Genomic DNA, 12,784 nt, shown 5'->3' with positions numbered 1-12,784 from the left:
ATAATTAGGTGACAGGTGACAGGTGACAGGTGATTTTGTCTAAGTGCTGAGAACAATTCTTGGTGTTGCTGATTTAAAGCGGTTTCAATTTAAGAAGAAATAGCACTTCTGCGTCGGAGAACATCTAAAAGAGTTGTAAAGGTTTGTGGAGGTGTTGCTGTGACTTCAATCCAATTCTCAGATATGGGGTGCTGCAACTTCAGCCGCCAAGCGTGGAGTGCTTGACCAGGTAAATTTACACCTACGGAACGACCGGAAGCATAGAGGGGGTCGCCAACGATCGCATGACCCATATTGGCACTGTGAACACGAATTTGGTGTGTGCGTCCGGTTTCGAGTTGGAAATGAATTAATGTGTAGTTGCTGAGACGCTCTTGTACTTGCCAATGGGTGATAGCTGTTCTTCCACCTTGTTCTACAGGGACAACAGCCATTTTCTTGCGGTCTTGGCGATGGCGACCGATGGGTAAATTTATCGTTCCACTGGTAGTTTTTGGCGCACCATACACTACACCTAAATATTCTCGTCCTGCGGTTTTGGCTTGGAGTTGTGCTTGTAGGTGTTGATAGGCGATATCAGTTTTGGCGATCGCGATCGCTCCTGTTGTATCTTTATCTAAACGATGGACAATCCCTGGTCGTTGCACACCCCCAATACCTGGTAAATTGGGACAATGCGCCAACAAAGCATTAACTAGTGTGCCATCGGGATGACCAGGTGCGGGATGAACCACTAACCCGGCTGGTTTGTTGAGAATCAGTAACTGTTCATCCTCGTAGAGAATATCTAGAGGGATATTTTCAGCTTTGAGTTCTAATGGTTGCGCTTCGGGAATTTCTAGAATTATGCGATCGCCTACTTTTACATTTATCTTTTTAGATGTGCAGACTTTACCATTGATTTGCACCTTGCCTTGTTCAATTAACTGCTGCATCCGAGAACGAGATAAATCAGGTAACTCTTCAGCGAGGTAACGATCTAGACGTGCGTTATCTTCTTCAACTTGTAAAAAAAAATTGTTAACCATTAAGTTTTAATTCTGGGATAAGTAAAAAGCTAAGACTCAAAAATAAAAACAATATTTTGCTTTTTATCTTTTTACTTTTGATTGTTTAAAGTTCGTCAGGATTAATTCCCTTAGCTTGTAGTAAAGTACGGAGTGCTTCTAGTTGGCTTTATGTTTTTTCAGCCTGTTGAGGTTCTTGTTCCAATTGAACTTGTATTTATTATATCTTTTGAGCCATTTCTAAGTATGTCATAAATAGCTGTCCACTGCCTACGCAAATAGTTATGGCTACGCCACGCTGCCCGAACAAAAATTGAAGCGGATGACTATATTTCTAAATTCAAACCGGATTCCTATGTAGAAAACTAGCAAATTACATATCAAATTTACGTCAGCCAGAAATTTACTGAGTATTAAAAAAATCTATTGACTCTAGACTCGATCGTTATAAGTCTTTATTGCAGGTCATGTCTATTTACGTATTGAGAAAAGAAAAGATATTTTTGCTACTGATGGGTTTGAGCCAATATCTCGAATTTCCAGAATTGCTGTACTGTTAGATTAACGAAAGATACAGAAAGAAATGCTGATTTTTGGGAAAATTCTTCCTGGTAATCAGTTAATCTTTTGCTGTTTAATATAGTAGTGCAATTACTTTGCGGGGAAATTGCATTTATCAGGGTTAGTGCTGAGTGGCTCATCCAAGTTAGGAATTTGTGAGCCGCAAATAAGTGTGCTGACTCAAATTTTACCTGCTAAATAAACTTAGCAAAGATGCTACGCCCCACCGTAGTTCATCGCGGTTATAACAAGATACCTGAAAATTCTGAAAAATTTCCTGTTCATTCATATTTATATATTAAATTCATCCCTGAGTGCCATCCATGAAAACACTGCCTATTAGTCGATACAGATTTTTCCAGAAACTACAACCACTATCACTTTTAAAAAAAATCACTGGTAAGACTGTAACTGGCTGTTTGCAAGTGTTTAGTACATCGGGTGCTTGGTCAATATATGTCGAGGAGGGTAAGGTAATTTATGCTTGCTACTCAGAAAGAATGTTTGAGCCACTTTACCGACATTTGCAGAGTTTAAGTCAGGAAATTACAACTCTACCTAGAGAAATTAATCAACAACTACAGGCAATATTTGAGACTGGGATTGAAAATCAATCAATACCAAACCCAGATTATTTAGCTATTTGTTGGTTAGTCAATCAGAAATATATTAGTCCTGCACAAGCAGCCATACTCATAGAACATTTAGCTTTAGAAGTTTTACAGACATTTTTAGTTTTAGAAGAAGGGAGTTACGAGTTTATTCCCGAAAGTTTTTTAGATGACTTGCCTAAGTTTTGTTACTTAAATTTGCGTCTATTAGTAGAACAATGTCAACAACGGGGCAATGTTTACGAAGGATTAACAAAAGAAGCAGATCATTATGAAACCTCGGCTTACAAAGAGAATATGCAGTCTACAGCTAATAGCAGACAAAGTTATCACACCTATCCCAAACCAAAACCTGAGCCAAGATTACCCAATATAGAGGCTAAACGCTACACATCTCCCTATGTAAATGCTAATAATGGCTATCAGCAAATGTCATCAACTGCTGCTGATAGGAAAGTGTATAAAATATTTTGTATTGATGACAACCCAATTGTCTTAAATAGCATAAAAAATTTTTTAGATGAGCAAATATTTTCTGTTATTGGCGTGACGGATGCTTTAAAAGCTTTAATGGAAATATTGCACACAAAGCCAGACATCATTTTTTTAGATGTTGATATACCTAATTTAGATGGCTATGAATTATGTTCTTTGCTGCGTAAGCATACGTATTTCAAGCAGACACCTGTAATTATGATGACGGCTAAAGCTGGGCTACTTGATAAAGTTAAAGCTAAGATGGTCGGTGCTAATGGTCATTTAATTAAACCTGTTATGGAGGGGGATTTACTCAAAGTTATTTTTAAACATATTGTTTAATTATTATTAGCCTTTCTGCCTTTTTCAATAAGACCAATACAGCTAATACCATTCCACGTTAAGGTTGATACAAATATACAGCAGAGGAGCAGAAAGAAGTCCGAGTGGAGGTTTCCTTTCCTCGGAACTTCCCTGAGAGACTCTATGCAAATGAGAGATGAAAGTCGAATTTAGTGAAATAGTATAAAGTCTATTACTACTTTACGATCGCAACATTAGGGAGACGACTCCACTCATTCCAAGAACCGTCATAGTTGCGAACCTGTGGGTAGCCAAGTAAATACTTGAAGACAAACCAGGTATACCCGGAACGCGCACCGATAGTGCAGTAGGGAAATATTTCTTGCTCGGCTGTGATACCTTTACTGTTGTAAAGTGTCTGTAATTCATTGCATGATTTGAAAGTGCCATCCTGGTTTAAGGTCAGGATATGTTCAATATTGACTGCGCTGGGAATATGTCCAGCACATTCAGTTTCTTTTGGCGGCTGATCGAAAAACCATTCACCACTGTACTCTTGAGGTGTGCGAACATCCAATAAGATGCGATCAGTTCTACCAATAGATGCTTGAACTTCTTCATGCAATACTCGCAGATGAGGATCAGGAGCTTTAGCGTGGTATGGAACTGCTGGGAATGTTGATGATTCTGTGGAAAGTGGACGAGCTTCTGATTTCCACTTCTGATATCCACCATTGAGAACTCTGACATTATCGTGTCCAAATAATTTTAATAGCCAAAAAATCCAAGCTCCTATTCCTGGATAACTACCATAGGCAATTACTGTTGTCTCATTGGTTATACCCGATTGTGACATAAGTTTTGCAAAGGCGATCGCATCTAAATTTATCCTCAAATCCGGCAATAATATGTCTGTAAAAATATTCCAAAACACAGATCCAGGAATGTGAGCATTCTTATATGGCTTTGAACTTACATCAACTTCAATTATGCGAAGATTTGGATCATTGAGGTGATTTGCCAACCATTCAGTATCAACTACAACTTCAGGATGAGCATACTGGGACATGATTTTTCTCGCCGTGCTAAAGTTTTTCTTGACAGTTAATTTATGAATAATTTCCTGTCCACAGTTAAAATAAGGCTCACTTCCTGACCAAGCCTAGTCCTCGATCGAGTACACTTTGCGAATCATGGCGAACTTACAATCTGTATTCCAAACTATCATTCACGCAAAAAATGAACAGGAGTTAAAATCGCTGATTTTTCCAGAAGTGAGTGATTATTTTGTCGCCAAACGGTCAAGATTATTTTTTTTAGAGGAACTTCCCTTACTAGATAGCAGGTTGCAGAAGGTGATGCAGTTCGCTTTATCTAGTAAACGGAATCCCGTTGTTCGCTACTTAGTGGAACGGCATACCCCGGTTCATGAAGCTTTAGTCATATCACCGAAAGCATGGCAGTTGATTTGTCCACGGGCTGATCATTGGCACGTCATGGTAGGGCCGATTGTGAATCAAGGTCAATTAGTGGGTGTGATTGGCTTGACTCGTACAATAGGAATGCCTGCATTTGATACACAAAATTTGCTGGATTTGAGTGCGCTATGTCTGCATCTATCTGCTTGGGTGGCTACATTGCGATCGCCAAACCTAGCTAAAGGTAAATTACCGCACCAACCCTTCAAAACAAATAACTTAACACCCCGTGAACTACAAATTGCTGAACTAGTAGCTCAGGGGCGAACAAATGCACAAATTGGGGTTGAACTGTGGATTACTGAAAATTCTGTGAAACAAGCTTTAAAGCGGATGTTCCGTAAACTAGAAGTGTCGTCTCGTGCTGAAATGGTAGCCCAGTTGTCTGCCAGCACTATGGCGTACTATAGCAGTCCGCTTTGATTACTGGAAATTATTTGCGTAGGTAGTAGTTCATCAAGTTTGAATTGATGGATAAGCTTTTTTTGTAGTAAGGACTAAAGTCCTTACTACAAACCATCAAAACTAACTTGACACAGCAGTAGGGGACAGGGGACAGGGAAGAAAGAACATGAGGTGTACTGAATTTTTTCAAATATCAAATAGGAATCCTATATCAGAACAAAAAATTTTCATAACTTGATAGTCTTGTTACCTATTAGACAGGGCGACAACCAGACAAAATGCTGTGCATATTTACTACTGCGCCAATAACTGCGATCGCCGGAGCTTCAAATCCAGTTTTTTCTACTAGTTCTACAATATTTCTCAACTCACCAATTAATTCTTGTTGTTCGGGACGCGTACCCCAGCGTACTAAAGCAATTGGTGTGTCGAAACTCAATCCTGCCTTAGTTAACTCTTCCACAATGTAAGGCAGATTGTGAATACCCATGTAAATCACTATTGTCTCTGAACCGTGAGCGATCGCCTGCCAATCTACCTGCGGTTTATACTTGCCTGCGGCTTCATGCCCAGTTACAAAAGTTACGGATGAACTGTACGATCTATGGGTTAAAGGTATACCTGCATAGGCTGGGGCAGCAATACCCGATGTAATCCCTGGCACAACTTCCACTGGGATACCTGCGGCTACTAAGTCAGCCATTTCTTCCCCACCACGACCGAAAATAAAGGGATCACCACCTTTGAGCCGTACTACAATGGCGTGTTCCTGTGCTTTTTCAATCAGAGTTTGGGTTGTTTCATCTTGCAAAAGTGAATGTCTACCCCGACGCTTACCAGCATTGATTTGCTCTGCTTGGGGATTAATCATGGCTAAAATTGCCGGACTAACCAGGGCATCATAGATCACCACATCGGCACATTCCAAGATACTCTTACCTTTAAGCGTCATTAACCCTGGATCTCCTGGCCCCGCACCTACCAAATAAACTTTTCCTAAACTTGTTTGTGCTTCGTTGTCTGTGCGGTTCATGCGTGAATTAAATCCCCAATCAAATCAGCTAATTCGTCACTTGCACCGAGAGGTTGCGCTAAGTAAAAACTCACCCCAGGGAATTGTAATTTTAACTCGTCTACTGCTTGAGCGATCGCATCAGTTATGCCACCAGAGAAGAGAAAGTAGGGCAAAATTGCAATTTCTCGATGACCAAAAGTAATTAACTCTTGTACCCGTGATTCTAAACTAGGCGATATAGACCAATAAGCAGTGACTATTCCTAAATTCACCGCCATGTTTTCTACAGGCTGTTGTGAACCCAAACGACGGCTACCATGAGATAACAAAATCCCTGCGGCTGCTTTGATAGTAGCTATTTGCTGTTGGAAAAATATCTGTAAACCGGAGTGACTTCCTAAATATGGTTGTAAGTCAATTGTGATACCTTCACCAACAGCCTCTCTTGCTAGTGCTACCTCTGTCGGAATATCCGTCATCACATGGACACCCGGTAGCAGAAATATGGGAATAATTTGTAGACAACTACACCCCAACAAAACCGCACTTTGGGCAAACTGTCTAATTTGCTCATGTAAAGGTTCGGGACTCACTTCTAAAGATGCCGTACCCACCAGTTTCTCTGGTACTTGCAGCTTATGAGCCACCAGTTTTGCTAGTTGCTGCATAGCAATTTCTGGGCGAGGGTCGCGGCTTCCGTGAGATACTAGCAAATAGGCAGATGACATAAAAAATTCAAAATACTCTACGAGTAAGCTTACGTTTCCGTAAGGAAAGCAAGCTACAAAATTCAAAAACAAGAACTTTTCGTGCCTGTTGTTGCTATCTTACAGAATATTAACTAATTTATACAAATCTAACTTGCACTGCCCTAGTAGCGGCCGCTGTGCGGTTCGTCACCCCTAACTTATTGAGTACCTGGCTGACATGATGTCTAATAGTAGAAGGACTCAGTTTCATTCGTTGAGCGATCGCTTCATTACTCAATCCTAAAGCCAACAGTGCTAATACCTCTTGCTGTCGCTTGCTCAATTCATACAGAGATTGAGATGATGGTTTGTGTGGTTGCAACAATGCCTGAACAACTTCTTTGTTCAACATAGAACGCCCCATCGCTGCGGCTCGTATGGCATCTGCTAACTCATCAATGGAGACACCCTTAAGCAAATAGCCAATAGCTCCGGCTTGTATTGCTTGCTGTACTAAATCATTTTCAAAAAAACTGGTCAAAATTAACACTTGAATTTTTGGGTATTTTTTGCGAACAGCTTTTGTTGCTTCTGCCCCATTCATCCCTACCATCATCAAATCCATCAGCACCACATCTGGGTGCAACTTTTCGCACAAACGTACTGCCTCATCTCCGCTACGCGCTTCTCCCACTAATTCAATGTCATCAAAGGCAAACAAGAGAAATTTGATACCTCCTCGGATAATTTCGTGATCATCAACAGTGATGACACGAATCGGTGTGGTTATTATATCTTTAGACATATATATTTTCTTATGTATCAGAATTATTTCTCATACATGATTGTTTCATGATTCAGTTTTATACTTGATTTTCCTTAATTTTTAATTAATAGGTGCGTAATAGTACGTCACAATGATGGTGTTTATAGTAAATCAACAGTAATTTAACTTAGTATCCACCCTCAGTTAATTTGTTACCTGACATCATTGCAACTCAGGACAATCTCAGTTCCCTGTTCTGGAGAACTTTTTAACTGGAAAGTAGCACCAATTGAATCAGCGCGTTCTTTCATAATTGCGATCCCTAAATGATCAGATGGTATGTTGTTGGGATCAAAACCACAGCCATTGTCGCTAATACGCAAAACTATTTTTTGTGAGTTACCGTAGAGACTGACGGATACTTGCGTTGCCTGAGCATATTTAACGATGTTATTGAGTGCTTCTTGAGTAACTCTATAAAAAACAAGCTTTACCTCATTAGTTAAAGGCCGATCGCCTTCTACAATTGTTGTTATCTGTAAATTTGCCCGTCCAGAAATAGCGTTGGTTAATTGCTGTAGTAATTCACCCAATGGTTTCTCTAGCAAACCGCTAGGACGCAACTCAATTAGTAAACTTCGCATTTCTGCTAACGCTCCTTGTGTGAGTTGGGCTAGTTCTTCTAATCCCTGTTCGGCTATGTCTGGGTTGCGTTGCCAAACTCTCGGCAAAGCTTCAGCAGTTGTGGCTACAGTAAACAATGTCTGCGATACTGAATCGTGTAAGTCACGAGCAAGACGATTTCGTTCCAATTCCACAGCTATTTTTCGTAACCGCTCGCTTTCTAGCAATTGTTCGCGGAGTTTCACTGCTTGAATTAAGTCTTCGGATAAGTGTAGACTCATAATTACTATGAAGGACAGAAATCCAAATTCAGCAAGGTATACGGCCTGGAGCTTTCCTAAATCTACTAGGCGATCGTGTTGCACAGTTGCTATCAAAATCATTACGCTCAAACACAGAGTCAGTGCTGCTTGCTTTTCACCGCGTCGATATTGACGGTAACAGGCGTAAAACAAGAAAACAGTATTACTGGTTAAAGTTAATAATTGGAAACTGAATAAGGGATTGAGTGTAGCTTCTGGCTGATAAATAGATTCGCCCCAAGGCAAAGAAACGCTTGATAGGCTACTGATATGAGAGTAGAGAATCCCTGTAGGGGAAATTTGGTTGATTAATAGACTAATGATATATAGGCTATTTAGTACCAAAATTAAACGTATTGGTTTGATATTAGTATATAAAGACACAAACAAAACAGTAGTAATCCCGAAAATATAGCCTAAAGAAGTTACCAATTTTCTGGCATTTATATAATCATCTACGTTTATGGCTTGATATTGGGCTATCAGAGCCAAAACATAACCAAAACTTATCAAACTGCTTAACCCAAAGAAAAAATGCAGCCAAGGTTTTAATCGTCCACAGGCAATTAGCAAGTGTAAAAGACCAACATATAAGCTAATACCAGCAACTATACCGAAAATGGTTGGAATCAGAGTCATTAATTAATTGTATCAATATATATAAGTGTCAGATGCGTTTATTCAGGCGATCGCTCCTTATGCAGAAAGAGCGATGTCTACTACGATGCTCCGCCTACGCATCTGCTTGAATGATTCCTTAATGCTGATATCTTTTGCATTAACCTGCATCTTTGTTGCATTAGCTGGCAACTCAGTAGCATTAACCTGCACCTTTGTTACATTGGCTGGCAACTTAGTAGCATTGACTTGCAACTTGATTGTATTGGAATATACCTTTGTTGCATTAAAGTTGTATAAATGAGCGTGCCTCAGTTTTTAAGGAGTAGTAACAATTGCCACTGTTTTTGGAAAATTGGTATACTTTTGCCTCACGACTGAAAAAATTCACCTTACTGATAGATTTAAAGCCGCAATGGGTACATTAAATACATAACTGGTAACAGTATGTAAATATGACTACCCAAAATACAACACGCCGTTTGCGTCCGCAATTAATTAGTGAAGATGTGAGTTCATGGTATGGTTTAAAAACCATCACTACCTATGAAACTAACCGTACTGATGCTTCTCCTGCTAACTTACAGCAAGCTTATCAAGCTATGTTAGCCCAGCAACAAGCCGAAACTGAAAAACAAGCTTTATACCGTGCTGCGGCTGATGCGGCAAGATTAGCAGAATGGGAATTTCACAATGCGGTATTAGCAATGAAAGAAGTTGTTCGCGGACAATATGGATTAGATAGCGATCAAGCTCAAGCGGTAGGATTGAAGAAAAAATCCGAGTACAAGCGTCCTAGTCGCAAAAAGACAGTTGCATCATGAGCTAGAAAAAATTATCACTTTAAATATTACAAAGAGTGCGATCGCATCTACGAGTTATCTCAAGTGCGATCGCACTTTTTTATTACCAATAACTATAAGCACTAATTATATAGGACAAAGATCCTAGTCAAAACTTGGATCTTTGTCCGATGTGGTGATTGGGGCGATCGCTATATAATCCATCTCACTATTAAAAATTTATACAACTGCCTAGCCTCTGCAATACAAAACACACAAGTAAAAAGCTTCTTATTTGACCCCTAAATTAACAATTAATCAAGTTTCAGTTGTAGCTGACTTCCCTACAGAGCCATTACCGCGCCAATCTGGGATTTTTACACGAGCATTAATACTTATTAAATAAAAACAAAACATATACTAATCAATGTCAACAATCACCGCAGATTCCACCCCTTCCTTACAAATTAAGGCTTCCCAGGATTTCGCCTCTTGGTTGGAACAGCAAAACCTCAGTCTAGCCTTTACCACCTACCAAACTAACCGCCTTTTTTTCGTCAGTGGCCAAGCTAACGGCAGACTGAAACTACACGAAAGACTATTCGACAAACCAATGGGATTATGTGTAGCAGCAAATCGTCTCTACATGACCACCCGTTACCAAATCTGGGATTTCCATAATCTCCTGGATAGTGGGGAAAAATCACAAGAAACAGATCGTCTCTATCTCCCCCACACCGCTTACACCACCGGCGATGTCAACGCCCATGAAATAGTGTTGGACAACGCCGGAAAAGTAATTTTTGTCAATACTGATTTTAGTTGTTTAGCCACAATTAGCCCCGATTATAGCTTTGTACCCATTTGGCAACCGCCCTTTATCTCCAAACTCGTGGCAGAAGATCGTTGTCATCTGAATGGGTTAGCGATGGTAGAAGGCAAACCCGCTTATGTCACCGCCTGTAGTACGACAGATACCGCCGCCGGCTGGCGAAATCATCGTCTTGATGGGGGAGTCGTTATTGATGTTAACCACAATGAAATTATCGCCACAGGTTTATCAATGCCCCATTCTCCCCGGTGGTATCAGGGGAAATTATGGTTACTCAATTCCGGGACTGGGGAATTTGGCTACATCCAAGATCATCAATTCCATCCCATCACATTCTGCCCTGGATTTGTGCGCGGGTTAGCCTTTTGGCAAAACTTCGCCTTTATCGGACTATCTCAATTACGTTCCCAGAGTTTCACCGGCTTAACCCTAGAAAAACGCCTCATGTCCGAGGGAAATCGTCCCCAATCTGGGTTAATGGTAATTGACCTGAAAACAGGTGAACCCCTGCACTGGTTATATTTTCAAAGCGTCATTGAAGAACTATTTGATGTGGTAGTTCTGCCCGGAGTCCATCAACCCCAAGTTATTGGCTTACAAGAAGAAGAAATACAGCGTCTAGTCACATTTCCCAACAGTGGCGGCATTGTCACCACCAAACCTACGGCAAAACGCCCCAGTAAGGGCGCAAAACCTCCTATTGCGGGTTTACCGACCTCTCCCCCAGCCCCTCTCCTGCAAGGAGAGGGGGGTAATATTATTGCTCCCCCCTTCCCTACTAGGGAAGGGGGGCTGGGGGGGTTAGGTCAAACCGTCCGTTACCAACGGGTGTATCACCTCAATACTAGCAATGCCCTAAATTACGATGAATTGACCTTTCCTCGGTTACAGCAGCGTTGGCAAAAAACGCCACCAAAGGGCGAATTAACGGGACTTTCCGCTTCTCTTGACGGGTCAATTGTAGGTTTTGCGATCGCAGAACGTTTAAACCCCGAAACAGCCGAAATTATCTCCCTATTCGTGTTGCCCGAATACCGAAAACAAGGCATTGGCACAAGGCTAGTGGCTTATTTAGAAAGGGAATTAAAGACTCAAGGCTGTCAAGAATTAGTTTTGACCTATTCCACCAGTTTACTGACTAATACAGCCTTAGAACCCTTACTGCAAAAGCTAAAATGGCAACCTCCACAAATTAACGGAGAGTTCCGTCAGAGGAATAAGCAGATCAAAACCCCTAATACAACGGCTGAGATGGTGGTTTTAGATCAACCTACTGTTCAATATTATGCCCTCCAGAATTTAACCGTTGAACAGTCCTTGTCTTATAACCATTTGAGTTTTCCAAAAATTCAACCCCGTTGGAGTCGTCAACAACCCAAAGGACAGTTAGTGGGGATACTTGCCGAAGTAGCAGGGGAAAAAGTGGGATTAGTGTTAGCTGAGATATTTTCAACCCCACCCCAGACACAGCCAGAAGTTGAAGTGATTTCTCTGTTTGTTTTACCAGATTATCGCCATCAGGGAATTGGCACAGGTTTAATCAAAACCCTGGAAATGGGTTTAACCGCTTTAGGTTGTGGGCAAATGAAGCTGGTTTATAAATCTACTGACATCACAAATTTAGCCTTAGAACCTTTACTGAAACGGCAAAAATGGCAGACACAAGTCAACTTTTTATTGGGGAAAACCACCACCGAGAAAGTATCTCAAGCACCTTGGTTAACGAAGTATCCCCTACCGAACAAATTTACCGTTTTTCCTTGGAGTGAATTAACAGATGCAGACCAAAAACAGCTTGAAAAATTGGACTATCCAGCCGCCTTGAGTCCCTTTGGCAAAACTCCGGCTGAACCCTTGAACAGCTTGGGGTTGCGCTATGAGACGGAATTAGTGGGTTGGATGGTAACTCACCGAGTCGCTACTGATGCGATTCGTTATTCGACGATGTTTGTAGATAAACGATTTCAACGGTTAGGACGGGGTATTTCGTTGTTATCCCAGTCTATCTTGCGTCAAGTGAACAGTACAGTTCCTTACTGTTTGTTTGCAGTGCAACAGGAAAATCCGGCGATGCTGGAGTTTGTACATAAACATTTAGAACCCTATCTGATGGAAGTGACTCATTCTTATGTTGCTTTTAAGCAATTGGGTGGTTAGTCCTATCTGTCATTGAAAACTTGAAAATACCAAAACTTTGTCAAATTAGAGGAATTAATTGATTATGCCAGCAGAAAGCAATGATACCAATTTTATCGCCCCAATTACCAACCCTTTCGGACTAACGGATGTGGGGAGTCTTGCTGCACCCACCTTT

11 protein-coding genes are annotated in these 12,784 nt (G+C 40.9%); 5 read left to right on the top strand and 6 right to left on the bottom strand.

The window, feature by feature from the left end; all coding sequences use genetic code 11:
- Positions 1 to 89: 89 nt before the first annotated feature.
- Positions 90 to 1,028 carry an RluA family pseudouridine synthase gene (locus VB693_RS25260; protein ID WP_323268656.1) on the bottom strand — a complete coding sequence of 313 codons (939 nt, stop codon included), beginning with the start codon at positions 1,026 to 1,028 and terminating at the stop codon, positions 90 to 92.
- A gap of 863 nt (positions 1,029 to 1,891) precedes the next feature.
- Between VB693_RS25260 and VB693_RS25255 the strand changes: the two genes are divergently transcribed.
- On the top strand, positions 1,892 to 2,998 hold the full coding sequence (locus VB693_RS25255) for a response regulator (RefSeq protein ID WP_323268655.1): 1,107 nt from the start codon (positions 1,892 to 1,894) through the stop codon (positions 2,996 to 2,998).
- Between the two features lie 196 nt (positions 2,999 to 3,194).
- On the opposite strand, the gene VB693_RS25250 is transcribed toward VB693_RS25255, so the two are convergent.
- Positions 3,195 to 4,028 (bottom strand): sulfurtransferase, encoded by an 834-nt coding sequence (locus VB693_RS25250; protein WP_323268654.1) that lies wholly within the window; start codon positions 4,026 to 4,028, stop codon positions 3,195 to 3,197.
- Positions 4,029 to 4,152: 124 nt separating this feature from the next.
- On the opposite strand from VB693_RS25250, the gene VB693_RS25245 reads away from it, so the two are divergent.
- Positions 4,153 to 4,860 (top strand): helix-turn-helix transcriptional regulator, encoded by a 708-nt coding sequence (locus VB693_RS25245; RefSeq protein WP_323268653.1) that lies wholly within the window; start codon positions 4,153 to 4,155, stop codon positions 4,858 to 4,860.
- A 235-nt stretch (positions 4,861 to 5,095) separates the two neighbouring features.
- Here the strand turns inward: VB693_RS25245 and cobA are convergent, their stop codons facing one another.
- From cobA to VB693_RS25225, 4 genes are all read right to left on the bottom strand, one after another.
- Positions 5,096 to 5,875: a uroporphyrinogen-III C-methyltransferase gene (gene cobA / locus VB693_RS25240; RefSeq protein ID WP_323268652.1), complete on the bottom strand. Its 780-nt coding sequence runs from the start codon at positions 5,873 to 5,875 to the stop codon at positions 5,096 to 5,098.
- Positions 5,872 to 6,585, bottom strand: a complete 714-nt coding sequence (locus tag VB693_RS25235; RefSeq protein WP_323268651.1) for a sirohydrochlorin chelatase — start codon at positions 6,583 to 6,585, stop codon at positions 5,872 to 5,874. Before VB693_RS25235 ends, cobA begins: the two co-directional genes overlap by 4 nt.
- A 118-nt stretch (positions 6,586 to 6,703) precedes the next feature.
- Positions 6,704 to 7,351, bottom strand: a complete 648-nt coding sequence (locus tag VB693_RS25230) for a response regulator transcription factor (protein WP_323268650.1) — start codon at positions 7,349 to 7,351, stop codon at positions 6,704 to 6,706.
- Positions 7,352 to 7,524: 173 nt separating this feature from the next.
- Positions 7,525 to 8,877 carry a sensor histidine kinase gene (locus VB693_RS25225; protein WP_323268649.1) on the bottom strand — a complete coding sequence of 451 codons (1,353 nt, stop codon included), beginning with the start codon at positions 8,875 to 8,877 and terminating at the stop codon, positions 7,525 to 7,527.
- A 25-nt stretch (positions 8,878 to 8,902) separates the two neighbouring features.
- Here VB693_RS25225 and VB693_RS25220 point away from each other — a divergent pair, with 25 nt between their 5' ends.
- The 3 genes from VB693_RS25220 to VB693_RS25210 all read left to right on the top strand — a co-directional run bounded on the left by VB693_RS25220 (position 8,903) and on the right by VB693_RS25210 (position 12,627).
- On the top strand, positions 8,903 to 9,160 hold the full coding sequence (locus tag VB693_RS25220; RefSeq protein ID WP_323268648.1) for a hypothetical protein: 258 nt from the start codon (positions 8,903 to 8,905) through the stop codon (positions 9,158 to 9,160).
- Between the two features lie 151 nt (positions 9,161 to 9,311).
- Positions 9,312 to 9,680 carry a hypothetical protein gene (locus VB693_RS25215; RefSeq protein WP_323268647.1) on the top strand — a complete coding sequence of 123 codons (369 nt, stop codon included), beginning with the start codon at positions 9,312 to 9,314 and terminating at the stop codon, positions 9,678 to 9,680.
- A gap of 385 nt (positions 9,681 to 10,065) precedes the next feature.
- Entirely contained in the window at positions 10,066 to 12,627 is a 2,562-nt protein-coding gene (locus tag VB693_RS25210) for a TIGR03032 family protein (protein WP_323268646.1), read from the top strand.
- Positions 12,628 to 12,784 lie beyond the last annotated feature (157 nt).

Origin of the sequence: Anabaena sp. UHCC 0399, from assembly GCF_034931465.1 — a bacterium.
GTDB lineage: Bacteria > Cyanobacteriota > Cyanobacteriia > Cyanobacteriales > Nostocaceae > Trichormus > Trichormus minutissimus.
This window is presented reverse-complemented; position numbering and strand designations above follow the sequence as displayed.